General features: G+C 71.5%; 22 protein-coding genes. 8 read left to right on the top strand and 14 right to left on the bottom strand.

Annotated elements, in window-relative coordinates:
- Window positions 1-2,742 carry a G8 domain-containing protein gene (locus tag M9914_12390; protein MCO5174976.1) on the bottom strand — a complete coding sequence of 914 codons (2,742 nt, stop codon included), beginning with the start codon at window positions 2,740-2,742 and terminating at the stop codon, window positions 1-3.
- A gap of 280 nt (window positions 2,743-3,022) precedes the next feature.
- Here M9914_12390 and M9914_12385 point away from each other — a divergent pair, with 280 nt between their 5' ends.
- Window positions 3,023-3,208 carry a hypothetical protein gene (locus tag M9914_12385; protein ID MCO5174975.1) on the top strand — a complete coding sequence of 62 codons (186 nt, stop codon included), beginning with the start codon at window positions 3,023-3,025 and terminating at the stop codon, window positions 3,206-3,208.
- A gap of 159 nt (window positions 3,209-3,367) precedes the next feature.
- Here the strand turns inward: M9914_12385 and M9914_12380 are convergent, their stop codons facing one another.
- Window positions 3,368-4,222: a DMT family transporter gene (locus M9914_12380; protein MCO5174974.1), complete on the bottom strand. Its 855-nt coding sequence runs from the start codon at window positions 4,220-4,222 to the stop codon at window positions 3,368-3,370.
- Between the two features lie 120 nt (window positions 4,223-4,342).
- Window positions 4,343-5,290 carry a branched-chain amino acid transaminase gene (locus M9914_12375; protein MCO5174973.1) on the bottom strand — a complete coding sequence of 316 codons (948 nt, stop codon included), beginning with the start codon at window positions 5,288-5,290 and terminating at the stop codon, window positions 4,343-4,345.
- Window positions 5,291-5,392: 102 nt separating this feature from the next.
- On the opposite strand from M9914_12375, the gene galE reads away from it, so the two are divergent.
- Both galE and M9914_12365 read left to right on the top strand, forming a co-directional pair.
- On the top strand, window positions 5,393-6,373 hold the full coding sequence (gene galE, locus M9914_12370) for a UDP-glucose 4-epimerase GalE (GenBank protein ID MCO5174972.1): 981 nt from the start codon (window positions 5,393-5,395) through the stop codon (window positions 6,371-6,373).
- 150 nt (window positions 6,374-6,523) lie between these two features.
- The gene (locus M9914_12365; protein ID MCO5174971.1) at window positions 6,524-7,123 is read left to right on the top strand and encodes a hypothetical protein; all 600 of its coding nucleotides are present in this window, start codon (window positions 6,524-6,526) and stop codon (window positions 7,121-7,123) included.
- A gap of 136 nt (window positions 7,124-7,259) precedes the next feature.
- On the opposite strand, the gene M9914_12360 is transcribed toward M9914_12365, so the two are convergent.
- The gene (locus M9914_12360) at window positions 7,260-8,714 is read right to left on the bottom strand and encodes an HD domain-containing protein (GenBank protein ID MCO5174970.1); all 1,455 of its coding nucleotides are present in this window, start codon (window positions 8,712-8,714) and stop codon (window positions 7,260-7,262) included.
- Between the two features lie 10 nt (window positions 8,715-8,724).
- On the opposite strand from M9914_12360, the gene coaE reads away from it, so the two are divergent.
- Window positions 8,725-9,411: a dephospho-CoA kinase gene (gene coaE, locus M9914_12355; GenBank protein ID MCO5174969.1), complete on the top strand. Its 687-nt coding sequence runs from the start codon at window positions 8,725-8,727 to the stop codon at window positions 9,409-9,411.
- A gap of 59 nt (window positions 9,412-9,470) precedes the next feature.
- Here the strand turns inward: coaE and M9914_12350 are convergent, their stop codons facing one another.
- The 3 genes from M9914_12350 to M9914_12340 all read right to left on the bottom strand — a co-directional run bounded on the left by M9914_12350 (window position 9,471) and on the right by M9914_12340 (window position 14,106).
- The gene (locus M9914_12350) at window positions 9,471-11,246 is read right to left on the bottom strand and encodes a DUF3352 domain-containing protein (protein MCO5174968.1); all 1,776 of its coding nucleotides are present in this window, start codon (window positions 11,244-11,246) and stop codon (window positions 9,471-9,473) included.
- A gap of 116 nt (window positions 11,247-11,362) precedes the next feature.
- Complete coding sequence (gene tkt, locus M9914_12345; GenBank protein ID MCO5174967.1) at window positions 11,363-13,432, bottom strand: transketolase; 2,070 nt, start codon at window positions 13,430-13,432, stop codon at window positions 11,363-11,365.
- A 176-nt stretch (window positions 13,433-13,608) separates the two neighbouring features.
- Entirely contained in the window at window positions 13,609-14,106 is a 498-nt protein-coding gene (locus M9914_12340) for an acyl-CoA thioesterase (GenBank protein MCO5174966.1), read from the bottom strand.
- A 117-nt stretch (window positions 14,107-14,223) separates the two neighbouring features.
- Between M9914_12340 and M9914_12335 the strand changes: the two genes are divergently transcribed.
- The 4 genes from M9914_12335 (at window position 14,224) to M9914_12320 (ending at window position 20,557) form a co-directional block, all read left to right on the top strand.
- A complete protein-coding gene (locus M9914_12335) occupies window positions 14,224-14,847 on the top strand; it encodes a biotin transporter BioY (GenBank protein MCO5174965.1) in 624 nt (207 codons plus the stop codon).
- A 529-nt stretch (window positions 14,848-15,376) separates the two neighbouring features.
- Window positions 15,377-17,506: a (Fe-S)-binding protein gene (locus M9914_12330; GenBank protein MCO5174964.1), complete on the top strand. Its 2,130-nt coding sequence runs from the start codon at window positions 15,377-15,379 to the stop codon at window positions 17,504-17,506.
- Window positions 17,507-17,634: 128 nt separating this feature from the next.
- Window positions 17,635-19,962 carry a PAS domain S-box protein gene (locus M9914_12325; GenBank protein ID MCO5174963.1) on the top strand — a complete coding sequence of 776 codons (2,328 nt, stop codon included), beginning with the start codon at window positions 17,635-17,637 and terminating at the stop codon, window positions 19,960-19,962.
- 7 nt (window positions 19,963-19,969) lie between these two features.
- Entirely contained in the window at window positions 19,970-20,557 is a 588-nt protein-coding gene (locus M9914_12320) for an SCO family protein (protein ID MCO5174962.1), read from the top strand.
- 7 nt (window positions 20,558-20,564) lie between these two features.
- On the opposite strand, the gene M9914_12315 is transcribed toward M9914_12320, so the two are convergent.
- From M9914_12315 to pyrR, 7 genes are all read right to left on the bottom strand, one after another.
- Window positions 20,565-21,344, bottom strand: a complete 780-nt coding sequence (locus tag M9914_12315) for a Crp/Fnr family transcriptional regulator (GenBank protein MCO5174961.1) — start codon at window positions 21,342-21,344, stop codon at window positions 20,565-20,567.
- 284 nt (window positions 21,345-21,628) lie between these two features.
- Complete coding sequence (locus M9914_12310) at window positions 21,629-23,011, bottom strand: dihydroorotase (protein ID MCO5174960.1); 1,383 nt, start codon at window positions 23,009-23,011, stop codon at window positions 21,629-21,631.
- Between the two features lie 113 nt (window positions 23,012-23,124).
- Complete coding sequence (locus M9914_12305; protein MCO5174959.1) at window positions 23,125-24,423, bottom strand: ABC transporter permease; 1,299 nt, start codon at window positions 24,421-24,423, stop codon at window positions 23,125-23,127.
- The gene (locus tag M9914_12300; protein ID MCO5174958.1) at window positions 24,420-25,010 is read right to left on the bottom strand and encodes an ABC transporter ATP-binding protein; all 591 of its coding nucleotides are present in this window, start codon (window positions 25,008-25,010) and stop codon (window positions 24,420-24,422) included. Before M9914_12300 ends, M9914_12305 begins: the two co-directional genes overlap by 4 nt.
- Before the next feature lie 182 nt (window positions 25,011-25,192).
- The gene (locus M9914_12295; GenBank protein MCO5174957.1) at window positions 25,193-25,360 is read right to left on the bottom strand and encodes a hypothetical protein; all 168 of its coding nucleotides are present in this window, start codon (window positions 25,358-25,360) and stop codon (window positions 25,193-25,195) included.
- Window positions 25,344-26,366, bottom strand: coding sequence for an aspartate carbamoyltransferase catalytic subunit (locus M9914_12290; GenBank protein ID MCO5174956.1), 1,023 nt, complete (start codon window positions 26,364-26,366; stop codon window positions 25,344-25,346). The genes M9914_12295 and M9914_12290 overlap by 17 nt, the downstream gene beginning before the upstream one ends.
- Window positions 26,363-26,902 (bottom strand): bifunctional pyr operon transcriptional regulator/uracil phosphoribosyltransferase PyrR, encoded by a 540-nt coding sequence (gene pyrR, locus M9914_12285; GenBank protein MCO5174955.1) that lies wholly within the window; start codon window positions 26,900-26,902, stop codon window positions 26,363-26,365. Before pyrR ends, M9914_12290 begins: the two co-directional genes overlap by 4 nt.
- Window positions 26,903-26,919: the final 17 nt, after the last annotated feature.

Below are 26,919 nucleotides of genomic sequence, written 5' to 3'. Positions count from 1 at the left end.
CTAGCAGCCCGCCTTCTGGCACACGGTGAGCCGCGCGTAATCCCTGTCGCCCTGCTGCACGAGGAGCAGGTAGAGGCGGCCGGCGCCAGGGTCGAGGAAGTAGCCGCTGTCCGCCCCGTCGCGTAGCGTCGCCAGGCTCCAGTAGGCCGGCATGAGGTTGCGCCCGTCGATCCACCAGTCGCGGTAGACGTAAGGGGTGTCCGTGCCGACGTAAGGCATGCTCACGACCAGCCGGTCGCCCTTAGCCACGTCGCCGAGGTCGACGCTGAAGTTGGCAGGGGTGCCGCGCGTGTGCTCGTAGCGGTACTCGTAGCCGAGCCGCACCACGCTCCGGTAGTGGTCGTTCGGCACCGACGGCCCGCCGTTCGGGCTGCCGTAGATGACGTGCCCCGCCGCTTCGCCCGCCCGCGTGAGCGTGAGCGGGGTGAACCCTTGGGCCACGGGGCCGTCGTCGCTGAACGTGAGGCCGGCGTAGCGGCCGTCGCAGACGTTGGCGTTCCAGTCCTCGCGGTAGGCGCACGACGGCGCGGCCAGCACGGGGTTGGTGACGGTCACGTAACGGCCCGCCGCGCCCGTCACGCTACCGTCAACGTCCTTGAACACGGCGCTGCGGTAGCCGTCCTCGCCCGAGTCCGTCTTCGTCGGGTCGTACCCGCTCATGTCGCGCGTCTCGAAGCGCACGCGGTTCGTGGCCGGGTCGAACCTGAGCCCCTCTGCGTAGGACGCCGGGCTCATGGAGAACGACGTGTAGTCGAGGGCGCTGATCGCGCCCGCCCCACGCACGGCGTTCGGCTCGAAGGCCCCGAAGTACGTGTTCCTCACGAGCACGGGCCCGTCGTAGAACTCGAAGCCGCGGATCGCGAAGTCGGGCTGCCAGTGCCGCGGCAGCGTGCGGCCGTCGGCGCCCTTCGGCTCCCAACCCCGCGGCGAGCCGCGGTTGGCCGTCTCGCCGATCACCACGCTGTCCTCGAGCCCGGAGGCGCGGGAAGCGAACGTGACGCCGATGGCGTTGTCGGCCAGCAGCGCGCCCCGCAGCACGGCGTTCGCGCCGCGGAACCAGGCGGCCGTGCTCCGGTGCTTGTAGGCGACGTAGCCGGAGAACACGGCCTGGACGGGGGCGGAGTCGCGATCGGCTGGGTCGACGCGCGGGTCGTAGTAGGTCGTCTCCGGCGCCAGGTCGCTCGCCCGCGGTCCCCGGTCGACGTGCAGGCCGTCCTGCATGTTCGAGTGCGCGAGGTTGCCCTCGAACACGCCGAGCGGCGTGCGCCGCGGCCACGTGTTGGCGCCGTCGAAGACGCGGAACGACGGGCCCGTCGGGTGCTCGGGCAGCGCGTACCAGAAGCCGGAGCCGTCAGAGGACGCGGCGACGTTGCCGATCAGGTCGTTGGCCGGGTTCGTCACCCAGAACGCGGCGGGTCCGAGGTAGCCCGTGTCGGAGGGGAGGAGGGCGTCCTGCCCGACCGGCTCGCGCACCTGCAAGGCGAGGTTGCCCCGCAGCACGTTGCCGCTCTCGGCGCCGTCCTCGAGGAAGTAGCAGTGACCGAACGTGTTGTACGCGGCGTTCCTGTCCAGCAGCACCCCGTTGGTGCCGTGGATGGTCACGCAGCGGTTGTACAGGTCGTGCAGGCTCGAGTTCCGGACGAAGCTGCCCGCGCCGGCGTCGCCCATCAGGTGCCAGTGGACGGGGTAGCGCAGCAGGACCCCGGCCTGGCCCATGCGCGTCAGCTCTACCGAGTCGAGGTGCACGCTGCTCGCGCCCATCGCCATGATGTGACCGCCGTACTTGTAGTCGGGGTCTGCCGGGTCGGCCGTCTCCGCCCGGCCCTGCACCGTGACGTTGCGCGTGAGGCGCACGACCTCCGCCCGCGACTCCAGGACCGTCGTCGGGAGCCCGGCCGCCGCCGCGAACTCCTGGGCCTCACCGTAGTGCTCGTAGGTCAGCGGCGAGTCCAGTTGGAGCCGGTTCCCGTCCACCGCGGTCACGAGCCGCTCCTCGACCTGGCCGTCCTTGCGCGTGCCGCCCTCGCTCTGGTCGGTGTAGAAGTCCGTCGAGGCGATGGCCAGCCTGTCGCCCGGTTGCCAGCCGGCGGCGTCGTCCACGGCGATGCTCGTGGCACCCGCCGCCGCCGTGGCTGCCAGCCTGGTCCAACTGCTGCCGGTCGGGTCCCCGTACAGCTCCAGGCTGCCGCCTATGACGGCCAGGTAACTGCCGCCGAGGCAGCCGTCGTCGGGGCGCCGCGAGCCCGTGAGCGTCACGACGGCGCGCTGGAGGAACGGCTCCGTCTGCGAGCCGATGTGGAGCGACCCGTGCACCATGACGTGGTCGGCCGCGAGCTCGAGGTCCTGGCGCGCGAACACGAGCGCGCCCTCGATGGTGAGGCCACCGAGCGGCGGCGGCGATACGTCCAGGAGCACGACCTCGCCCTCGTGGACGACGACGTCGTCGCCCTCGGCCGGCAGTACGCCGCCCGGCCAGCCGGCGCTGTCCGACCAGGCGCGCGTGGGAGTAGGGCTGGGGAGCGGCGCGCCGGCCGACGCGGCGGGCGCGCCGCCGGTGGCGACGAGCTGGGCGAGCGTGTGGGTGCCCAGCCCGCTCGAGGCGGCCACGGCGTGGTGGCTCGCCATGCAGCAGGCCGTGCCGGTGCAGCCTGACGGAGAACGTGGGCCGACACCGCCGCAGGCGGAGAGCGCGACCACGCAGAAGAGGAGGGTGACGGACCTGACGGGGGACAGGCGGGTCATCGGCCAAGGTTAGAGGGTCGGGTGGGTCTTCTGGTGTGAAGTAATCCGGGGCTTCACAAGGAACTTGTGAATCTGGTAGCATGCTTGCCGCTTCGGGTCAGGCTCCGAGGCGTCCAGGGTTCCGCCCTCTCAGTCAACGGGCCCTGGGAGACGTGAACGCGGGCCACGCCCGCGCTACCACCGACAAACCCATCCTGATCCGACCCCAATCACGGGTTCGTAGAGCAGCGCGCTGCCCGGCCGACGGTCACCGCGCCTGACACCCACGAAGGAGGAGACCATGTTCTCCAGTATCGAGCACGTCCACCGTTCCATCCTCCGCCCCGTCACCGGCTCCGCCCTGCGCCGCGCCGGCTACTTCGACGGCGAGCGCGCCCCGCGCAACGACCACTACTGGGCCAACCAGCCCACGACGGTCACCGCGGTGACGCGCGCCTGGCGCAGCAGCAGCCGTCGCAGCCGCTGAGCTCTCGGCCGGCTGACTTCGACGACGGGCGGCGCCCCCAAGCGGGGCGCCGCCCGAACTCTTGCGAGGGACCTCGGCTCCGTGAGGGCCGTCTTCCGCGCCGCGCCGGGCGCCTTCCGCACGCGCCCTCCGCCCCTACCTGAAGGCCGGTGCGCGGGTTCACGCCAGTGCGAGGAGCGCGACCCCGGCCACCATGCCGACGGCGCCGAGCGCGCGCCGCCTGACGTTCCCCTCCGCCAGCAGCCGCAGCCCGAAGAACGTGGCGATGAGGATGCTCACCTCGCGCGCCGGGGCGACGAGGCTGACGGGCGTGAACTGCATGGCCGTGAGCACGAGGATGTAAGCCAGCGGGCTCAAGGTCGCGATGCCGATGGCCTCGCGCTTGTGCTCCCGCCACAACCGCCGGACGACGGCGGGGCGCCTGAACGCGAACGGCAGGAGCAGGAGCGCCCGCCCCACCTCGCCAAGGTAGGTGAAGACGAGCGGCGTCACGCCCGCGTGCCGGACCGCGTAGCCGTCGAAGACCGTGTAGACGCCTATGAAGAGGCCCGTGAGCAGGCCGTAGCCCACGGCCGGGCGCGACCGCCGACCGCCGGCCTTGCCCCCGGCCAGGACGAACACGCTCGCGACGACGAGCAGCGTGCCCAGCAGCGCCTGGAGACCGGGGCGCTCGCCCAGCACGAGGATCGCGAGCGCCGTCGCCAGCGCCGGCCCGCTGCCCCGCGCCGTCGGGTAGACGAGCGAGAGGTCGCCGAGCCGGTAGCCGCGTTGCAGGAACACGAAGTAGAGGATGTGCAGCACGGACGAGACGGCGGCCAGCAGCACATGCGTCCAGGTGAGCGCGGGCTTGAAGACGAGCGCGTAAGCGGCCACGAACGGCGCGTAGACGAGCACGGTCAGGCTCGCGAACAGCCACACGAACTCCGCCCCGCCGCGCGCCCGCTTCGACAGCAGGTTCCAGGTCGCGTGCAGGAAGGCCGAGGCGAAGACTAGGGCCAGCGCCAGGGTCGTCATGCGTGGCCGCCGCGCCGGGCCGGAGCCGTCGCGTCAACCGGAACCGTCGCCGCCGGCTCCTGGCTCACGCGCCGCAGTCCTCGAGCGGGGTCGCGGCGGGATCGCCCGGCGGGTAGGCCGTCAACCGTCGACGTACGTCAACCAGTGCTCGAACTCAGCGACCTCGCCGCGCGCCACGCGCAGGTAGCGCTCGCGGAGGTCGAGGGCGACGGGACCGGCCGCCCCGATCCCGATGGGGCGCCTGTCGATGCTCGCCACCGGCGTCACCTCGGCGGCCGTGCCGACGAGGAAGACCTCGTCCGCGGTGTAGAGCTCGTCGCGCGTCGCCATGACGGTATCGACGCTCAGCCCGGTCGCCTCCGCGATGCGCATGACGCTGTCGCGCGTGATGCCCCGCAGGTTCACGGACGTGGAGATGGCCTGCAACGTCCCGTCCCTCACGAGCAGCACGTTCTCGCCCGAGCCCTCGGCGACGAACCCCTGCTTGTCGAGGAGCAGCGCCTCGTCGAAGCCGTTCGACTTCGCCTCGATGTTGGCGAGGACGGAGTTGACGTAGTTGCCGCCCGCCTTCGCCTTGGTCGGCAGGACGTCGCCCGGCGAGCGCCGCCACGAGCTCGTCATGAGCCGCGCGCCCTTCCGGATCACGTCGTCGCCCAGGTACGTGCCCCACGGCAACGTGGCGACCATGAAGTGCAGGCGGTTGCGCTCGGGGCTCACGCCGAGCGCGTCGGAGCCGTACCAGATGAGCGGCCGGATGTAGGCGTGCTTGCGGGCGTTCGCCTCCAGGGTCTCCACGACCGCCGCCGCCACCCGCTCGACCGTCAGGTCGGTGCGCATGCCGAGGATCTTGGCGGAGTCGAGGAGGCGGCGCGCGTGCTCCGGGAGCCGGAACACCGCGGCCCCGCGCCGCGTCTCGTAAGCCCGTATCCCCTCGAAGACGCTCGTGCCGTAGTGCAGCGCGTGCGTGAGGACGCTCACTTGTGCCCGCTCCTCCGGTACGAGCTCGCCGTCGAACCAGATGAGGCCCGCCCCGTTGGAGGCGGCTTGAGAGCCGGTGGCCGTGGTCATGTTCGTTGCCCTCCTTGGACCCCAAGTATCGCTCACCGCCGCGTGGGCGGTGGCCGCCCCGAGCCGGTCTTGGGCGTTAGGCGGTAACGGTAGACTCGCCGCATGAACGTACTAGTCACGGGCGGCGCGGGCTACATCGGATCGGTCACCGTCGCCACCCTGCTCGAGCGAGGCCACACCGTCGTCGTACTCGACGACCTCTCGACCGGCCACCGTGGCGCCGTGCCGGAAGGCGTCCCGTTCGTCCACGGCAGCGTCGCCGACGCCGACATGGTCGGCTACGCGCTCGCCAAACACGGCGTGGAGGCCGTCGTCCACTTCGCGGCCAAGTCTCTCGTCGGCGAGAGCATGAGCAAGCCGACGAAGTACTTCCTCGCCAACACGGCCTCGACGTTCGCGCTCCTCGACGTCGCCGCCGCGCACGGGGTCGGTCGCTTCGTCCTCTCCTCGACGGCCGCCGTGTACGGCACGCCTGCGAGCGTCCCCATCCCGGAGACGGCGGAGCTGCGCCCGGAGAGCGTCTACGGCGAGTCCAAGCTCATGATCGAACGGGCCTTGGGGTGGCTGGCGAGCACGACGGGGCTGGCGTCGGTGGCGCTCAGGTACTTCAACGCGGCCGGCGCCACGCCCGTGCTCGGCGAGGACCACCGCCCCGAGAGCCACCTCGTCCCGCTCGTGCTGCAGGTCGCCGCCGGGAAGCGCGACCGGATCCAGGTCTTCGGAGACGACTACGCGACGCCCGACGGCACGGCCGTGCGGGACTACGTCCATGTCGCCGACCTCGCCGACGCCCATGCCCTCGCCCTCGAGTCCATGCGGCCCGGCGAGGCCCGCGCCTACAACCTGGGCAGCGGCAGCGGCTACTCGGTGCGCGAGGTGATAGACGTCTGCCGCGCGGTCACGGGCCACGTCATCCCGGCCGCCACAGCTCCGCGGCGGGCCGGCGATCCACCGCGGCTCGTCGCCGACAGCTCCCTCGCCCGCTCGGAGCTCGGCTGGAATCCGCGCTTCGACGACCTGGCGAGCCTGGTGGCGAGCGCGTGGGCCTGGCACTCCGCCCATCCCGACGGCTACGCGTCCTGAGAAGGCGTGATGAGGGCGCGGTGAACGGACCCCCGAGCGCGCTCATCCGCCCGGCACCGGCCTTCGCCGAAGATGTGATATGACCTGTTGCGATATGGAGGCGAACTTGAGTCGCCCAGTTAGCCCACTGCCTCCGATTTGGAGACTGTCATGAGACGACTACTCCGCACCGCCCTAGCCTGCCTTGCCGTCGCCACGCTGGCCGCGGCCGCGGCGCAGACGGGCGCGGTGATGAGCGGCATAGTCAAGAGCGACGAGCCGCTCGCAGACAACACTCGCGTGGCCATCCACGTCGTCGACAGCGACAACGTGTGGGGCCTCGAGGTCGCCACCGTCGCCCCCGTCGGCGGCACGTTCCGCGTGACCCCTGGGCCGGTGCCCGCCGATCAGCTCAAGCCGTTCCGCTCGGGCAGCGTCATCTTGCCCGGCCTGCAGAACGAGTACAGGGTGAGCCCGGAAGGCGTCAACGTCGCGGTGGCCCGCTTCAACATGTACGTCGATCAGAACGGCAACGACGTGTTCGACCGCGTCGTCGACCGCTTCTACATCGGGGTCGCGAGCCTCGAGGCGCCCGTCGGCTTCTTCACGCTCCTCTACGTCGATCAGGCGGCCACCCTCACTGGCGGCGGGGTCGAACTCCCGTTGCGCCAGGGCTGGAACGTCTTCACGGTCCGCTTCCCCGGCGACAAGGCGAGCTACTCCATCGTCCCGTCGGTCGAGGACATCGTCCTGGACGTCGTCCTGCAGTGACCGCGTCGGGGCCGCCCGGCCCCGACGCGCGCGCAAGGGCCGCCGGGCTCCCGCGCCCGGCTACGTGCGGATGGCCCCCGCGGTCGCGTCTCGCCCCTAAGATGCCCAGGTTCCCGAGCCTACGCGCGGGCCGTCCTCACGACCCGCGCTCCCGCGTCCACCCTTGCGCCGCCGCGTAGCGGAGCAGCGCCAGCTCGGCGTCCTCGCGGCCGAGGACGTCCCCTAGGGCCTGGGCTTCGCCCAGTACCGCGAGCGCCTCGCCGACCCGCGGGCCCGGCGCGAGGCGCAGGAGTGCCATGACGTCGTCGCCGGTCAGCAGGGCTCGGGGCTCGGGCGTGGCGTCCAGCGCCGCCAGGACGGCCGAGACGGCCAACCGGTAGCGAGCGCGCGCCTCCTCCGTCGCCAGGCGCCCGCGCGCCGCCTCGCGGTCCGCGAGCATGAGCTTGAGCAGGTCGGGCAGGAGCTCGCGCCGTCGGTGGATGAAGCGCCTGACGGCACGTTCGCCGTGGGGCAGGGGCAGCATGTGGTAGCGCACGAGCGAAGCCGCCGTCACGACGAGCTCGCTCGGGAGCCGGAGCCGCCTGAGGAGGTCGGTGGTCATCTCCGCCCCGAGCTTGTCGTGGCCGTAGAACGTCGGCGCGCCTACGGGCGCGCCTGCGCTTGTCCCGTCGCCGGCATGCGCCTCGGCGCCGTCGAACGCCCCCGCGTCGCCCGGGGCGGTCGAGGCGCTGGCCGGCTTGCCGAGGTCGTGCAGGAGGGCGGCGAAGCGCAGGGCCGGCCCGGCGTCGGGGAAGCCGTGCAGCAGCTGGTTCAGCGCCTCGAGCTGGTGGTCGAGCACGTCGAGGTGGTGGAACCCGCCTTGCTGTACGCCGCGGCCCGCCTCCAGCTCGGGGAGGTAGACGGCGAGGCCGCCGAGCGACTTGAGGAGGGCGAAGCCGCGCGCCGCGTGCGGTGAGCCGAGCATGGCGGAGAGCTCGGCCCCGACCCTCTCCCAAGCGGGCAGCGGCGCCGCCCCGCGCGACTGCTCCTCGAAGCGCGCCATGACGGCGGCGCGCGTCTCTCCCTCGACGTCGAACGCCAGGGTGGCTGCGAACCGCACGACCCGCAGCGGTCTGATCGGGTCGGCGCGCAGGCACGCCACCGACGTCATGCGCACGAGCTTGCGGCGCAGGTCGCGCTCGCCGCCCGTCGGGTCGATGAGCGCGCCCCTGCTGGTCAAGGCCATGGCGTTCACGGTCAGGTCGCGCAGACGCAGGTCGGCCTCCACCGAACCGGCCCCGTCCCTCAGTGGCACGAAATCGTGGACCTTCCCCCCGGGTCCGACCACGCGCCAGTGCCGGCGCTCGGCGTCGAGCTCGAAGACCGCGCCGCCCGAGAGCGCCGCGAAGCTCCTCGCGCTGTGCGCCGGGTCATGCACCAACCAGTCTAGATCTGTGGGTTCCTTGCCGAGGAGGGCGTCCCTGACGGCGCCGCCTACCAGGTAGGCCGCGTCGGTGAGCGCGGGACCGCCCGCGCGCCTGCCTCCACCAGCGCGGCCGACGGCCGCGCCGTCCGCCGCGCCCGGCTGGGAGGCGCCGGTCGGCCACGGCATAAACTGGCGCGTGTCTAGTCGCACGGGACCCGCCACCACGACCCCTTCCTCGGAGTCCACTGTAGACCCGCGCGGGGCGGGCGGGCGCGGGCGTCCACTACGGGTCGGTCTCACCGGCAACATCGGGACGGGTAAGTCGAGCGTGGCGCGGCTCCTCGCCCGGCACGGTGCCGTAGTCATCGACGCCGACGCCCTCGCCAGGCAGGCTACCGAGGACCCCGCGGTGCTGGCGAGGGTAGCGGCCGAGCTCGGCGAGGACCTGGTCAGGGACGGGCGGCTCGACCGCGCCGCCACGGCCGCGCGCGTCTTCGGCGACGAGCGGGCCCGCGCCGTCCTCAACGGCCTCGTCCACCCATGGGTGGCGGCCAGACGGACCGAGCTCGAGGCCGAGTCGGCGGCGAGGGAGCCCACGCCGCGCGTCGTCGTCCACGACGTGCCGCTGCTCTACGAAGTGGGTCTTGACCGGGACGTCGACGCCGTCGTGGTCGTAACCGCGCCCCTGGCGTCGCGCGTCGCGCGGCTCGCCGCGCGCTCCGGCATGGGGGAGGACGAGGTGCTGGCGCGCGACGCCGCCCAGCTCCCGCTCGCCGAGAAGGTGGCGCGGGCGGACTACGTCGTGGACAACTCCGGCTCGGAGGCCGACCTGAAAGAGCGGGTGGCGCGCCTCTGGGAGGAGCTTCTCGCTCGCTCGCCCTAGAGGCGCGCCACCCGCTACCGGAGGGGTTCCGGGCGCGGCGCCGAGGCGCCGCTAGTGGGTCACCAGGTGACCTGCGTCAGGCCGTAGCCACTGACCGTGCCGCCGTCGACCGTCTGGTAGTTGTACGCCCCGCCCACCTTCTCCGCGATGAAGCGTACGTACTCGGCGACGGCCTGGCTGGAGGCCTCCACTGCGTCGAAGTCGAGGTCCGCGGCGCCGGTCAACCCGGCCGCCATGCCGAGCTCGGACACGACCGCGTCAGCCACCGAGGTGATGGTCGGGCGCATGTCGGAGAGGCTCATGCTCCTGGCGTTCGCGGGAACCGGCTGCTGCAGCGCGGCCAGCAGGCCGGAGGTCATGCCCGGCCCGCCGGAGGCGTTGGCGGCGAGGACGGGGTCGAGGCCGCCGGCCTTGGTGCCGATCAGGAGGTAGCCGCCCGCGACGGCGGTCTCGAAGGTGAGGCCGTCGCCGAACTCGTACGTCGTGACGGTGACCCCGGCCGACTGGCGGGTGGCGGGCGCCACGGGCGCGCCTTCGCCCATCGGGTCGACGAACGACGACGCCATGGCGCCCGCCATCATGAAGAACTGGGCCACGCCCTGGGTGGCAGCGGCCTCGTCCTTGGCCTCTATGAGGTAGACGTTGTCGCCGAGCAGGCTCTCCGGCGTCATGCCGGGCGCGGTGGCGGCGGGGGCGGTCAGGCTGATGGCGCCCCCGCCCTTGCCCATCCAGCTGAAGAGCATGGACTGCATGTCGATGCCGACGTTATCGGCGAGGAAGCCGTCGATGCTGCCGATGCCGAGTTCCTGCAAGCCCATGGCGAGCTCGTTCAGGTAGGCCCACCAGCCCGCGATGTCGGCGTTGCCGGCCTGGACGGCGATGGCCCCAGTGGGGACGAAGCGCAGGACGGCGGCGGGGTAGGCCGCGTTGGCGCTCAGGAGGTCGTAGAGGCTCGGGTCGAGGGAGCGGTCGCCGAGGACCTGCTGGGAGCGCGACTCGATGCCGCCGTCGGTCAGGAGCGCCGTGCCGGCGAAGGTGCCGGCCGTGCGGAACGCCTGCGCGACGCGCGCAACGCTCTGGTCGAAGCCCATGCCTTGCGCGAACGGAGCGAGCACGTCGGCGACACGCGGGTAGTCGAGGGTGAAAGCGACCGTGAACGCTCCGAGCGGGGCGAGGCCGGAGGCGTACGCCACGGAGTCCGTGAAGTTCGGCTCGGCGGCGCCCTGGTAGCGGCGCAGGACGCCGCGGAGGGTATCCGGGTTGGTGGAGAGGGCGGCGAAGTCGCCGGAGAGGGCGGCGGCGACCGGGAAGTCCTCGTCCTCGGAGTCGAAGACGGTGAACGAGATGCCGCCTTCGTTGAAGGTCTGGGCCGCCTCGTCCTGCGCGCCGTCCGCCAACAGCCCAGCGAGGACCTGGGCCCCCGCCTCGGAGACGCGCGCGACCACGGTGACGGCCGGGAGCGGGTTGAAGTTGGACGCCGAGACGGAGAGCCAGACCTCGTCGCCGAGCAGGTCGAAGAAGTCCACGCCGGAGAGGGTGTCGGATAGGGCGTCCATGTCCTCGCCCTCCTCGTCCGCCGTCTCCTCTAGCATCTGGGTGAGGCCGAGTCGCTCCCACTCGTCCACGAACGGCTGCAGCTTCGCCTTGTGGTCGGCCAGCCCGCTCACCCCGACGGCAGCGATGGTCTCAGAGGGGAGGAGCGACGCGAGCGACTGCGCGGCCACCCCGGCCAGCGCGCTGACGACCAGGATCACCGCCGCGAAGCGGGCCAGGGCCCATGACGGGCGCACCTGCGCCCTGGGGCGGTTCAGTAGTGACGAACGGTTGCGGTTCATAGTCCTCCTGCGTGATGCACGGCTCAAGGTTACGGTAGCGGGGCCGCGGCGCGTGTACGGGTGCCTACTTCCCTGCCTAGTACTAGGGGGTCGGCGCCTAGAGGCGCCCCTCGCTGTTACCGGGAGCGCACCAGCGTCCTGCGCGCCGCCGCCACGACGGTCTCGGTCGTGAAGCCGTACTCGCGCATCACGATGTCGCCGGGCGCCGAGGCGCCGAACCGGTCGACCCCGACCACCTCGCCGAGGTCGCCAGTGTAGCGCTCCCAACCGAAGGTAGCGCCGGCCTCGACGGCCACGCGGGCGCGCGTGCCGGACGGCAGGACCGCTGCCCGGTAGTCCGCGTCCTGCCGGGCGAAGACCTCGAAGCTCGGCAGGCTGACGACGCGCGTCCGCACGCCCTCGGCTTCGAGCACGTCGCGGGCGGCGAGGCAGAGCTGCACCTCGGAGCCCGTGCCGATGAGGATCAGGTCGGGCACTACGCTCGGGTCCGGCGCGAGCGTCGCGCCCGCGCCGCCCTCCGCCAGACCGCCGCTCGCGCCCGCCTCGGCCAGCACGTAGGCGCCACGCGCCACGGCGCCGGCCGGTACGGCGAGGTTGGGAACGTTCTGGCGCGTGAAGGCGAGGGCCGTCGGCCTGTCCGAGTCGCGCACAGCGTTCGCCCAGGCCTGGGCGGTCTCGTTCGCGTCTGCCGGCCTGATCACGTCGAGGTTCGGGACGGCCCTGAGGGCCGCCAGCTCACCGATCGGCTGGTGAGTGGGCCCGTCGCCGCCCAAGCCGATGCTGTCGTGGGTGAAGTCGTAGACCACCCCCTGGCCCATGAGCGCCGAGAGGCGCAAAGAGGGTCGCAGGTAGTCGGAGAAGATCAGGAACGTCGAGACGAAGGGGCGCAGGCCGCCGTGCAGGCTGAGGCCGTTGGCGATGGCGGCCATGGCGTGCTCGCGGATGCCGAAGTGGATGATGCGACCCGCGTAATCGCCCGCCCGCATGGCGGTCTCGCCCGCGATGTCCGTGTAGTTGGAGCCCGCCAGGTCGGCCGAGCCGCCGACGAGCTCGGGCAGGTGCCTGGCGAGCGCGTTGATGGCGTCCAAGGACGCCTTGCGGGTCGCCACGCTCTTGCCGACGGGGTAGCTGGGGAGGTCGGCGTCGAAGCCCTCGGGCAGCTCGCCGCTCGTCACGCGCTCGAACTCGGCCGCCAGCTCGGGGTTGGCGGCTCGGTAGCGCTCGAAGAGCGCCTGCCAGGCTCCGCGTGCCTCCGCTCCGCGGGCCACCGCCGAGCGCATGTGGCGCGAGACGTCGTCCGGCACGGTGAAGGCCGGCCAGTCGATGCCGAGGTTCGCCTTCGTCGCCTCCGCCTCCTCGGCGCCGAGCACGGAGCCGTGGACCTTCGAGGTGCCGGCCAGCTTCGGCGACCCGTAGCCGATCACGGTGCGCACGGCGATCAGGCTCGGCCTGGTCGTCTCGTTGCGCGCGGCGGCGAGCGCGCGCCTGAGCGCGAGCACGTCGTTGCCGTCGGCGACCGTCTGGACGTGCCAGCCGTACGCCCGGTAGCGGGCCGGCACGTCCTCGGTGAAGGTGATGCTCGTCGGACCGTCGATCGAGATGCCGTTGTCGTCGTACAGGACGATGAGCTTGCCGAGGCCGTGGTGGCCGGCGAAGGACGACGCCTCGGCGGCGACGCCCTCCATGAGGTCGCCGTCGGAGGCGATCACGTACGTGTGGTGGTCGACGACGTCGAAGCCCGGCCGGTTGTAGCGGGCTGCAAGGTGGGCCTCGGCGAGCGCCATGCCGACGGCCGTGCTGATGCCCTGCCCGAGCGGTCCCGTCGTCGTCTCGACGCCGACCGTGTGGCCGTGCTCCGGGTGCCCCGGCGTGAGCGACCCCCACTGGCGGTAGCGTTTCAGCTCCTCCATCGGCAGCTCGAAGCCGGTCAGGTGCAGGAGCGAGTAGAGGAGCATGGAGCCGTGTCCGGCCGACTGCACGTAGCGGTCGCGGTTCGACCACGTCGGGTCCCGCGGGTCGTAACGCATGGTGTGGGCGAAGAGCGTGTACCCCATCGCGGCGGCGCCGAGCGGCATGCCGGGGTGGCCGTCGCCGGCGGCCTGGGTGGCGTCGATGGTCAGTGCGCGCACGGTGTTCACGGAGCGCTGCACGAGCGCGGGGTCGGCGAGGAAGTCGGCGTCAGGCATGGGGTCGTCCCTTCGAGCTTGGCGGCACGGTCGCTACCTTAGCGGCGCGCGCGGGCACTCAAAGATACCAGGGCGGCGCGACCCTTTCGCCGAGGCGTCGGGGCGTGGGCGCGACCGCCTGCCGAGGGTCGGGAGCGTCGGAGCGGACCGGGCAGACGTGGCAACGAGCGGGCGGCTCAGCTCCCGGACGTCGGCTCGTCCACCTTCCGGTCGCGCCGCCGCTCGCTGTCCTCGCGCACGCGCGCGCCCGTCTCCCAGTGGTGGCGCTCCATCTCCGTGCTCACGCTCAGGGCGGGCACCGGCGTGGGGCGGCCGTCGGGGCCGATGGCGACGAAGTTGAGGTGACCGATGGTGCAGAGCCGCCGCTCGCCCGTCAGTGGGTTCTCGCCGTGCACCTCGCAGCGCACGATCATGCTCGTGCGGCCGGTCCACGCGACCCGGCACTTGAGCTCGATGATCTCGCCGACGTGGATGGGGTTGCGGAAGTCGATGGGCTCCGTCGAGGCGGTGACGACGGCCTGGCGGCAGAAGCGTTGCGCCGCGATGCTCGCCCCGACGTCCATCAACTGCATGACGTGACCACCGAAGAGCGTGCCGAGCGGGTTGGCCATGTTCGGGAAGGCCGTCTGGACCGAGACCACCCATTGCGACTCGCGTGCCGTGCCGTTCGTCATCAGCCGAGTATAGGCGCTGTTATGCTGCCGCATTCGCGGCCTCGGGCGAGGCCGTCGCCCGTGCGAGGTAGCGGCCCGAGCAGGGCCGGCCCGAAGCGAGGCCACCGGAGGCCACCCATGACGAGCAGCCAACTCACGTCCCCGTTGATCGACAAGCTGGTGCCGGCGCTCCCTCTGAAGGCGGCGCCAGCTACGCCCCGCGCGTCGCTCACGGCGAGCAGTCTCAGGCAGGTCGCGCTCGTCGTCGCCGGCGTAGCGTTCCTCGCGCTGCTCGCACAGCTGCGCCTGCAGATCGGTCCCGTGCCCGTCACGGGACAGACGCTCGGTGTCCTCCTGCTCGGTGCCGCGTACGGCGTCCGCCTCGGCACCCTGGCTACCGGGGCGTACCTGCTGCTCGGCGCCGCCGGCCTGCCCATCTTCACCGGCGGTCAGGCCGGCCTGGCGTACGCCTTGGGGCCCACGGGAGGCTACCTGCTCGGCTTCGTGGTCGCGGCCGCGCTCCTCGGCTACCTGGCCGAACGCGGGTGGGACCGCACGCTCGGCTCCGCGGCCCTCGCCATGCTGGTCGCCAGCTGCGTGATCTACGCTTGCGGCCTCGCCTGGTTGCACGTCGTCCTCGGCGGCGCGTGGCTGCGCACCCTCCAGGTCGGCCTCTTCCCGTTCCTGCTCGGCGACCTCCTCAAGCTCCTCGTCGCCGCGGTCTCCCTGCCGGCCGCATGGCGGTTCGTCGGGAGGCGCTGAGCTTCCCTGGCGGGCGCACCCGGCCACCGCCGAGCCCTGCGCCGGATCGCCCGAGCCGTAGCCCTGCGCCGGATCGCCGAGCCGCCCGTCGGATGTCCTCCGGCTCCTCGGTGGCCGCCCGCACCGCCGCCCGCCACCGTGGTGGAAGTGCGGTCATGAACGGTGGGCACGACGAATGACTCGCCCCCGACCTTCGATGGTCGGGGGCGAGCCGGTGCCGGCCTGGAACTCGGGGAACCCTCACGGTTCCGACTCATCCAGGAGACGGTCCTGGGGCTACCCTAGGCGGGCACCTCCACTGGTCATTGCTATGCGTTGAATAAGACCACCTCCTTTCCGTGGTAGCGACATATTAGTCCTACTGGGCGGGGGGCGTGTCAACCCCGCTACCGGGCCTCGGTACACTGCTCGGCAGCATGCGCCCCGGGTACTACACTGGCTGCATCTAGCTCGCGACGCCGCGGCCGCGCGGCGGCACTCGAGAGTGGCGGCGCGGCCAGGCTCGCCCCCGGCGTAGGAGGACGCCATCATGCTGAGCATCCCCGAGAAGCTGCTGTTCGTCGTGCTCGCCGCCGCCTCGGCGTACCTCTCCTTCATCGGCTTCCGGCGGGTCGTCCGGGTGATAGCTCGTGGCCAGACCGGCCAGGTGCCGCGCCTGAACCGGCTGCCGCGCCGCGTCTTCGACGGGATCGCGCGCACGCTGGGGCAGTCGACGGTCTTCCGCGCCCGCCCCGTGGCGAGCTTCTTCCACTCCTTCATCTTCTACGGGTTCATCCTCTACCTGCTCGTCAACGTCGTCGACGCCCTCAACGGCCTCCTGCCCCCGAGCCTCACCGCGCGCCTCGGCTTCGGCGTCCTCGGCGACATGTACCGCCTCGTCGCCGATGTCCTGACGCTCCTGATCCTCGTCGGGATGGTGTACTTCCTCGTCAGGCGCTTCTTCGTCAAGCCCAAGACCATGCAGTACGGCGCGCGGGTCGAGCTCCACGAGGACGTGAAGGCGGGCGGCGTCAGGCGCGACAGCCTGATAGTGGGCTGCTTCATCCTCCTGCACGTCGGTTCGCGGCTGCTGGCGGAGAGCTTCCTGCTGGCCAGCCACGGCGGCTCCGACCCCTACCAGCCCATGGCGAGCGCGGTGGCCGGCCTCATCGGCGGCGGGAACGGGCGCATCGTCGGCTACCACGTGTTCTGGTGGGGCGCCATCGGCATGATCCTAGCGTTCCTGCCGTACTTCCCGCGCTCGAAGCACATCCACCTGTTCGGCGCCCCGAGCAAGTTCGCCCTCGCGCGGCGCACGGAGGAGCTGGAGCCGGTCCCGACGGGCGTGCTCGAGCCCGTCGACCTGGAGGACGAGGCGGCCGAGCAGTTCGGCGCGGCCCGCATCGAGCACCTGCGCTTCCCGCAGATCCTGGACGCCTACGCCTGCATCCAGTGCAACCGCTGCGCCAACGTCTGCCCGGCCAACCAGACGGGCAAGGCGCTCAGCCCCGCGGCGCTCGAGATCAACAAGCGCTACGAGCTCAACCGGATCGCCGACGCCTTCGCCAACGGCGAGGAGAGCCCGAGGCCGCTCATCGAGTTCGCGCTTCCCGCCGAGGCGGTGTGGGCGTGCACCACGTGCGGCGCCTGCATGGAGGTCTGCCCGGTCGGTTGCGAGCAGATGATCGACATCGTAGACATCCGGCGTGACCTGGTGATGATGCAGGGCGAGTTCCCGGCCGAGCTGCAGACCGCGTTCCGCGGCATGGAGCGCAGCGGCAACCCGTGGGGCATCGGGCAGGACAAGCGCATGGAGTGGGCCGACGGCCTAGCCGTCCCGACGGTGGAGGAGAACCCGGGGTTCGAGGTGCTCTTCTGGGTCGGTTGCGCCGGCTCGTACGACCCGGCGGCCCAGAAGACCACGCGCGCCATGGCGCGCATCCTGGAGCAGGCGAAGGTGAACTACGCCGTGCTCGGCAAGGGCGAGAAGTGCACGGGCGACCCGGCCAGGCGCGCGGGCAACGAGTACCTCTACTACCAGCTCGCCAGCGAGAACGTCGAGACCCTCAACGCCGTGCTGATCGACGAGAAGCTCGACAAGGGCAAGAGCAAGCTCGTGCTGACGACGTGCCCGCACTGCTTCAACGCCCTGCTCAACGACTACCCGCAGCTCGGCGGCGACTACCGCGTCACGCACCACACCGAGCTCATCGCCCGGCTGATGGCGGAGGGGCGCATCCCGCCGTTCGAGCTGGACGAGTCGATCACGTACCACGACCCCTGCTACCTCGGGCGCCACAACGGCGTCTACGATGCGCCTCGCCAGGTCCTCGAGAGCGGCGGCGCGACCGTCATCGAGATGGAGCGTAGCCGCAACGACTCCTTCTGCTGCGGCGCCGGCGGCGCGCAGTTCTGGAAGGAAGAGGAGGAGGGCGACGGGCGCGTCTCCAACGAGCGCTTCGACGAGGCGGTCGCGACGGGTGCGCAGGTCATCGCTACGGGTTGCCCCTTCTGCAAGGTGATGCTCTCGTCCTCCGACGGGGCGGACGGCGAGGCCGCGCCCCAGGTCCTCGACGTCGCCCAACTCGTCGCCATGCGGCTCGACAACATCCAGGCCCTCTTCGACCACCACGCGCGTGCCGCCGGCGGCTCGGCCGGCGCGGGCATAAGCGGCGACTGAGACGTTCTCAACGCCTGGAGTGGCATCTTCGTCAACACCTCATCGAATCCTGCGCATATCCTTGAGGGGTTCGTCGTGATCCGCCACGGTCACGGCGGGTCGCCAGGGAGGCAACGACCGAGGTGTCGATGGACCGGCTCGGCTACACCGTGAAGGCGTCGCTCGGCAGCGAGGACGACGGGCACGGCGGTAGCCCGACAAGTCAGCAGCGGGCGGGGCTCGGCACGTTACTGCTTGCCGAGGTGTTCGCGCGGGTCAACGACGGGCTCATCGTCCTCGATCAGGCCGACCAGGTCATAGCCGCCAACCCGGCGGCGGAAGCGCTCCTGCATGTGAAACCGGGCGGGCTCGTCGGCCTGCCGCTCGTGAAGCTCCTCCCCGTCTCCGCTCCGCTACTGGCGCTGGTGGTGGCTCCGGACCGCCGCGGTACCCTCGAGCTCGAGGTCGACCTCGTCAGGCCGTTCGGTGGGCTCGTGCCGGCATCGGTGAGCGCCTTCAGGCTCGACGACGGCCGCACCGTGCTCGTGTGTCACGCGCCGAGCACCGCCACGCTCGACTCGCGCTCGCCGCGCGCGGAACGGCGTTCCCGCCGCATGATCGAGAGCTCCCCGGAGGTCCGGTTCGTCATCGACTCCCACGAGCGCATCGAGTACGCCTCGCCCTCCGCGGCCGAGCTCGGGTTGGTGGCGAGCGAGCACACCGAGGCCGACGTGTGGCGCCTCGTGCACCCTCGCGACAGGGCCGCCGCGCAGCTGGCGCTGGCGGCGCGCTACGACCGCTCGGCCGAGCCCCTGGAGGACGTGGTCGTCACCGTCCGCGTGCGCGTGGCCGGCCGGTGGCGTTGGTTCGAGGCGCGCGTCACGGACCTCACCGACGATCCCGACATCCGTGGCCTGCTCGTGCAGGCGCGCGATACCACCGAGCGCGTCGAGGAGCTGAAGCGCCTGCGCGCGAGCGAGGCGTACCTGCGCGCCATCTTCGAGCGCAACCACGACGGCCTCGTGCTTCTCGACCGCCGCAAGCAGCTCGTGAGGCTGGTGGGCAGGTCGCAGGAGGACCTCGGTTACACGACCGCCGACCTGCTCGGCGCCCGCAACACCCACCTCGTCCACCCGGACGACAGGGAGGCCCTCTCCGACGCCTTCGACATGGTCGAGGCGCGCTTGGGCGCCACCGAGCAGGTCAGGTTGAGGGTGCGCGACAAGGCGGGCGCGTACCACTGGATCGAGGGGTCGCTCTCCAACATGCTCCACGACCCCGACGTGCGCGCGTTCGTCCTCACGTACCGCAGCGTCGGCGAGCACGGCCCGACCGTCGACAGGGTCAGGTCGCTCAACGACCAGCTGACCCGCCGCGTGCAGCACCTCCAGTCGCTCAGGCGCATCGACATGGCCATCAACAACAGCGCCGACCTGAGGCTCGTGTTCGACATCTTCATGAACCAGGTCGTGCAGGACCTCGGCATCGACGCCGTCGCGGTCCTCCTGTACGAGCCCCAGCTGCAGCAGCTCAGGCCCTTCATGGGGCTCGGCTTCGCGAGCGAGCTCCGCTCGAGCACGCGCGTGCCGCTCGGCGAGGGGCCGGCGGGCAGGGCGGCGGCCGACCAGCGCAACGTCTACATCCCGGACCTGCGCGTCGGTAGCGTCTGCGGCGCGGCCATCGGACCGGAGGCCCAGGCGGGCTTCTCGTCGTACATGGCGGTGCCGATGTCCGCCAAGGGGCAGTTGCACGGGGTCCTCGAGCTCTACGCGTACCGGCCGCTCGACGCGACACCCGAGTGGCAGGAGTACCTCGAGACGTACGCGGACCAGGGCGCCATCGCCCTCGAGAACTCGCAGCTCGTGCGCACGCTCGAACGCACGAACCAGGAGTTGCAGCGAGCGTACGACCGCACGATCGAGGGCTGGGCCAGTGCGCTCGACCTCAAGGACGAGGAGACGGCCGGGCACAGCAAGCGCGTGACGGACATGGCCGTGCGGCTCGCGCGCAAGCTCGGCGTGCCGGCCCAGGAGCTGGTCCACCTCCAGCGCGGCGCGCTCCTGCACGACATCGGCAAGATGGGCATCCCCGACCACATCCTCCTGAAGCGCGGGCCGCTCGACGCCGAGGAGTTCGAGGTCATGCGCCAGCACCCGGTCTACGCTTACAACCTGCTCTTCCCGATCGAGTTCCTGCGCCCCGCGCTCGACATCCCGTACTGCCATCACGAGAAGTGGGACGGCACCGGGTACCCGCGCCGCCTGCAAGGCGAGCAGATCCCGCTCGCCGCCAGGATCTTCGCCATCGTCGACGTGTACGACGCCCTCACCTCCGACCGCCCGTACCGCGAGGCGTGGCCGCAGGAACGCGCCCTCGGGCATATCCGCGACCAGAGCGGCACGCACTTCGACCCGAGGGTAGTGCAGGCGTTCTTCGACCTGCTGGAGCACGAGGTGAGCACGGAGCAGCGCGTATAGTCGCCGTGTGAGTCGCGCTATCAAGGTCTTGTGGTCCGTCGCGGCGCTGGTCGTCCTCGGGGCAGGCGCCTACTACTGGGGCGTCGCCCGGGCCAAGCCGGCGTTGGCCGGTACCGTGCTCCAGAACCCGGTGCCGGTAACGGGCCTGAAGCTCGTCGACACGGCGGGGCACGAGGTCGACCTCGCCGACGACTTCGCCGGCTCCGTCACGCTCGTGTTCTTCGGCTACACGCGCTGCCCCGACGTCTGCCCGCTGACGATGGCGCGCCTGACGCGCGCGTACGAGATCCTCGGCGCGCCCGCCGGCTTGAAGGTCGTGATGGTGTCCGTCGATCCGGGTCACGACACGCCGGAGGTCATGGCCGAGTACCTGAGTCGTTACCATCCCGACTTCGTCGGGTTGACCGGCACCAACTCGCAGGTCGCCGAGGCGGCCAGGGCGTTCTTCGTCGGCTACGTCGGCTCGGGCGCCACGGTGGCGCATACGGACGTGGTCGGGGTGCTCGACCGCCGCGGCGCCCTGCGCTACATCTACGGGCAGGACGTCGTCGTGAAGCTGGGCGACGACATCCCGGAACTACTGCGCGAGCTCTGACGCTGCTTCAGGTGGCGCTGAGGGTGGCCTCGAGCGCGTACTCCGTCAGCTCAGCCGGCCGCATGCGGTAGCTGCCGCGCGTGCCTTCCAGCAGGCCGAGCCGCCGCATGTCCGCGACGACGGCCGTGGTCGTCTCGCGGGCAGCTCCCACCATGGCCGCGAGCGTGTCGTGCGTGACGGGCAGCGTCAGGCGCACCGTGCCGTCCGCCAGGCCCTGGCCGAAGCGGGAGCCGAGGCGCAGGAACGCGCGCGCCACGCGCGCGGGCACGGGGTGCTCGCCGTCTTCCAAGGCCTGCGTGAGCGCGGCGAGCCGCGCGCCCGCCGCCCGCGCGATGAGGGTGGCGAGCTCGGCCGCCGGCAGCTCGGCCCGGGCGCGCTCGTCGAGCACCCGGACGGCGACCTCCCCGCTGAGCGCCACGGCGCTCTCCAGGTAACCGCCGCACCCGGGTGTGAGGGCGCCGATCACGTCGCCCGGACCGGCCAGGGCGCCGATGCGCGGCTTGGGCGTGTTCAGTTCGAGCGCCACGAGCCCGGCCTCCAGGTAGAAGAGCGCGGTGGCCGGCGCGTCCGCCTGGTAGAGCAGGTCGCCCTTGGCGTAGGCGTGAACCGGAAGGCCCTGGGCGACGTCGTTGAAGGCGGAGATGACGGGAACCGCGGACGGGTTGGTCGACACCTCCGCTTGGGGGGAGGGCGGGGTGCCGACGTGCAGTGCGGTACGTGGGTCTGCAAGGCCACCGCGCGCCAGGGGGTGGGCGCGCAGGTGGGTGGCGTCCGCGGCTGCCGTCATGGGGACATCATAGTGGTTCGGGCCGCTCGCTCCGTGATTTCCCAGTCATTTGCCTACTCAGGCTAGGCCGGCGCCTTCCCAGGCGAGGCCCGGTACCTGCTCAGACGGGCAGCCGCCTGCGGCTGCCCGGATAGGTCGGCCCCCGAGGGGACCCTCGAGTCGAACGAAAGTTGATGGCTAACTTTCGCTAAGCCCCGATGGCGGCCGAGGTTGGCGCTCAACCTTCGTTCAACTACTCGGGTCCTGCGACCACCGCGAGCGCCTCGGGCCTCGCGACGGTCGGCCTAGCGGTCGCCGGCCTCACGGTCGTAGCAGACGTTCCCGCGCACGAGCGTCAGGCGCGGCCAGCCCCGCAGCCGCTCCCCTTCCCACGGGTTGTGCTTCGCCTTGCTCTTGAACGAGCGGCCCTGCACGGGCAGCTCGCTCTCGAGGTCTATGACCGTCAGGTCGGCAGCCGCCCCTGGGGTCAGGGTCGGGGCCTGCCAGCCCATCACGGAGGCGGGGCCGCCCTGCAGGAGGCGCAGCAGGGCGGCGAGCGGCAGCTCGCCCGTGAGCACGAGGCGCGTGTAGAGGAGCGCGAAGGTCACCTCGAGGTTGGCGATGCCGAAGGGCGCCTCGAGGAGGTCGCGCTCCTTCTCGGCCAGCGTGTGGGGGGCATGGTCGGTGCCGATGTTGTCGACCGCGCCCCGCCGCAACGCCTCCTTGAGGTGGGCCACGTCGGCGGCCGTGCGCAGGGGAGGGGCGACCTTGAAGACCGGATCGAAGGCGCGCAGGCTCTCGTCCGTCAGCGTCAGGTGCTGCGGCGTGACCTCGATGGTGATCGGGGCGCCGTTGGCGCGCTGCCACTCCGCGACCCGCATGGCGCGCTCGCAGCTCACGTGGGCTATATGCACCCTGGCGCCCGTCAGTCGCGCGATCTCGGTGTCGCGGAAGACCATGACCGCCTCGGCCGACGCCGTGTTGCCGGGCAAACCGAGCTCGCGGCTGACGCGGCCCTCGTTCATGACGCCGTCGGCGCGCAGGTGCGGCTCCTCCGAGTGGGTCTGGATGACAAGGCCGAGCTCGGCGGCGTACTCGCAGGCGCGGCGCATGAGGTGGGCGTCGGCGATGGGGATGCCATCGTCCGTGAGCATGACGGCGCCGGCGGCTTTCAAGGCGGCGAAGTCGGTGAGGCGCTCGCCTCGCATGCCGACGCTCACGGTCGCCGCCGGTCTGAGGCGCGCCTGGCCGATCAGCTCGGCGCGGCGGACGAGGTCGGTCACCAAGCCCGGGTCGTCCACCGGCGGCGTGGTGTTGGCCATGCTGACGACCGTGCCGAAGCCGCCGGCCGCCGCCGCAGCCAGGCCGCTTGCGAGGTCTTCCTTCACCTCCTGGCCGGGGTCGCGCAAGTGCGCGTGGAGGTCGATGAAGGCCGGCGTCACCAGCTGCTCGCGCGCGTCCAGCTCGAGGTCGACGGCGCCGCCGAGGTCGAAGCCCTCGACGAGGCCGCCTCTGACGTAGACGTCGGTGGGCTCTGACAGGCCGTCGGCGGAGGCGAGGCGGGCGCGGCGCAGTACCGTGCGCGGCCCGGACGCGCCGCGGCGTGCGCTCGTTCGGCTGCGTGAGGGCGACTGCCGCTTGGAGGTCGGCTCGGAGCCGGTGGGGTCTTCTGCCTGGTGATCGGACACGTGAAGTACTCCTTTCCGGCCTCTCCGGGCCGGTTTAAAGGTCCGCGTGAGCATACCGCTCCGGGGCCGCCCGGGCCACGCTGCGGTTCCCGGACGGCCCCAGAAGGCGCCCCTTACTCGTACCGGAGCGCCTCGATGGGGTCCAGCCTGGCGGCGCGGGCGGCCGGCAGCGTGCCGGACAGGAAGGCGAGGAGCATCACGATCAGGATCACGACGACGACGGATACGGGGTTGAACTCGAGCACCCGCAGGCCGGCGAGGTCCTTCAGCGGACCGTCGGCCAGCACGGTGCTGATCACGGTCCCCAAGGCTATGGCTATGCCCGAGCCGATGGCGCTACCGAGGAAGCCGATCACGACCGCCTCGGTCGTGAACAGGGCGAAGATGCGCGAGCGCCCCATGCCCATCGCTTTCATGAGGCCGATCTCGCGGGTGCGCTCCTGCACGGACATGAGCAGGGTGTTGATGATGCCGAAGCTGGCGGCGATCAGGGCGATCACGGCGAAGGCGTTGAGCACCCCGACGATGCCGTTGATGACGGTGTTGACGGCGCCGAGCTGGTCCGCGACCGTCCGACCGGAGTAGCCCGCGGCCTCCAGGGCGGTCTTGATCTCCTTGACCTGCGCCGCGCTCGCGGTCGGTGAGAACCGCGCGACCGCCACCGGGTAGATCTCGGCCGCGGCGGCGGGCAGGCCCGCCGTCTGCGCCGCGTACAGCGCCTCGGTCAGCCCTTCGCTGATGATCATGCCGAAGGCGAAGATCGTGTCCTCCTGCACCCCGGCGACGCGGGCCTCGGCCTCGTGCTTCTGGCCGAACACGTCGCTCACCCCGATGGTGAGGGTCGCCCCCACCGCCGCGCCGGGGTCGGCGAAGCCCAACGGTTCGACGTAAGCGGCGGGCAGGAGGAGCTCAGGCGCCGTCCCGTCCGCGGTGAAACCCGTGCCGGCCAGCAGCGCGACGCGCGCGCCGGCCGGGGACGGGTTGACGGTGAGCTCGTACTTCTTGCCGCCCGCGCTGCCGATGTAGTCGGGCGAGACGACGCGCAGCGGCTCGACGGACAGGATGCCGGCGACGCCCCGGATGGCGGCGAGGTCCGCGTTGGTCAGGGCCGCGAACTGCGACCCCATCTGGCCCGCCACCACGGCCTTGTCCGGGTCGTACTCCGTCGGACCGGACGCCGACGCGCCGAAGGCCCCGCCCTCCGTCAACGAGGCCTGGCTGATCATGATGATGTCGGTGGCGCCGAGGCTGCTGACCTGCGAGTCGATGTAGTTGGTGATGCCCGTGCCGACGCCGTTCGTCAGGGTGAGGGTGAACGCCCCGACGAAGATGGCGAGGACGGTCAGGGTGGTCCTGAGCTTGCTGCGGAACGCGTTGCCGATGGCCGTCCTGACGATCTCGACGAAGCTCATCGGCGCGCCTCCACCGCGGTCGCGGCGCTATCGACGATCAGGCCGTCCTTGAGGTAGACGCGGCGGTCGCAGCGCTCCGCCAGCTCCTCGTCGTGCGTGACGATGACGAGCGTGATCCCGTGCCGCGCGTTGAGCTCGAAGAGCAGGTCCTCGACGACGGCGCCCGTGGCGCTGTCGAGGTTCCCCGTAGGCTCGTCGGCGAAGATGATCCGCGGCTCGTTGGCGAGCGCCCTGGCGATGACCATGCGCTGCTTCTGGCCGCCGGAGAGCGCGGTGGCCAGGTTCCTGGCCTTGTCCTCCATCTCGACCTGCCGCAGTACGTCCATGCCGCGCTCGGCGCGCTCGCCGCGTGGCATGCCGGCGATCTTGAGGGGCAGCACGACGTTCTCGAGCACGCTCGCGTTGGGGATCATGAAGAACTGTTGGAAGACGAAGCCGAAGGCGCTGTTGCGCAGCTTGTTGAGCGCGGCGGCGGAGAGGCTGCGCGCGTCGGTGCCCTCCACCACGATCCGCCCGTCGTCCGGCGTGTCGAGGAGCGCGAGGAGGTGCATGAGCGTCGACTTGCCCGAGCCGCTCTTCCCGACGATGGCGACGGACTCGCCGGCGGCGACGGAGAGCGAGACGCCCTTGAGGGCCTCGAAGTAGCTCTCCCCGCTGCCGTACGACTTCTTGATGGCGTGTGCTTCCAGGATGTGAATGGTCTCGCTCGCTTTCGGGTTCTGCCCGGGCTGCGGCCCGGGCGGCTAGAGGACGATGGGGGGGAGGCGGCTCATCCCACGGCGGTGAGGATGCGGTGGGCCACCGTCCTCTCCAGTCGGGTGAAGGCGGAGGCGATGCTGTCGGCCGGTCGGCCGCCCATGCCCGACGTCAGCCAGGAGCGGAACGCGAAGTCGAGGGCGGCGCCGTGACCCAGGGTCCGATCAGCCCTTGCCGACAAGGAGCGTGTACAGCACGGCCATGCGCACGGGCACGCCGTTGGCCACCTGCTCCTCGATGACGCTGCGCGGCCCGTCTGCCAAGGCGCTGTCGATCTCCACGTCGCGGATCAGGGGCCCGGGGTGCATGAGGATGGCGCCCTCGCACGCGAGCCGCATCACCTTCTCCGTGAGTTGGTAGCGCGCGACGTACTCGCTCAGAGAGGGGAGCAGCCCGGCGCTCATGCGCTCCTGCTGCAGGCGCAGCCCCATGACGGCGTGCGCCCCTTCGACGGCCTCCTCGAGTCGCGCCACGACGTGCACGCCCGGCACCTCGCCGAACTCCGCCGGAACGAGCGTGGCCGGGCCGCATAGCGCCACCTCGCCACCCAGCTTCGTGAAGAGCTCGATGTTGGAGCGCGCCACGCGCGAGTGGTCGATGTCGCCGACGATCGTGAGGCGCTTGCCGGCGAACGGACGCTCGGGGTCCGCGCCTTCGGCGCCCCGACGCCCGGTTCCCTCGGCGCCCTTGCCCCCACCGCTCGCGCCGAAGCGCTTCAGCATCGTGTAGGCGTCCAGGAGCGCCTGGGTAGGGTGCGCGCGGCGGCCGTCGCCGGCGTTGACGATGGCGGCGTCGGTCCAGCGCGCGAGCTGGTAGGGGGCGCCCCCGGCGGGGTGGCGCACCACGTAGAGGTCGACCTGCAACTGGTCGACGGTGCGCAGGGTGTCGCGCAGGCTCTCGCCCTTCTTGAGCGACGAGCTGCCGGCGGCGAAGCCGATGACGTCCGCGCTCTGCGCCCGCGCGGCGCGCTCGAAGCTCAGGCGGGTGCGCGTGCTGTCCTCGAAGAAGAGCGTGGCGACAGTGAAGCCCTGAAGCGCAGGGACCTTCTTGATGGTGCGCGTCAGGACCTGCGCCATGACGTCCGCCCGGCCGAGCAGCGCCACCACGTCGGCCGCCGACCAGGCGGCGAAGTCGAGCAGGTGGCGGTGGCGGGGGAGGGCGGCTGGGTCGGTCGTCGCGCCGGTCACGCGCGCTCCCAGAGCTCGACGGCGTTCACGCCATCGACCTCCGCGAGCTTCACCTGCACGACCTCCGACGAGGAGGTCGGCACGTTCTTGCCGACGTAGTCCGCCCTGATCGGCAGCTCCCTGTGACCCCTGTCCACGACCACGGCGTACTGGATGGCCGCGGGCCTGCCCATGTCGATGAGCGCGTCCAGCGCGGCGCGGGCCGTGCGGCCCGTGAACAGGACGTCGTCGCAGAGCACGATGCGCATGCCGTGCACGTCGAAGTCGACCTCGGTCTTCCTGACGATCGGTTGCAGCGCGATCTCGGTCAGGTCGTCGCGGTACAGGGTGATGTCGAGCTTGCCGAAGGGCGGCGTGACGCCCTCGTACTCGGCGATGTAAGCGGAGAGGCGCTCGGCGATGGGCACGCCGCGCGTATGGATGCCGACGAGCGCGATGCGCTCCGCGCCCTTGTTGCGCTCGACGACCTCGTGCGCGATGCGCTTGAGCGCGCGCTCGAGCTCCACCTCGCCCATGAGGGTCGCCTTGAAGGTCAGGTTGGGGTGTTCCACTC

This window comes from Trueperaceae bacterium (assembly GCA_023954415.1).
Classification (GTDB): Bacteria; Deinococcota; Deinococci; order Deinococcales; family Trueperaceae; genus JAAYYF01.
This window is presented reverse-complemented; position numbering and strand designations above follow the sequence as displayed.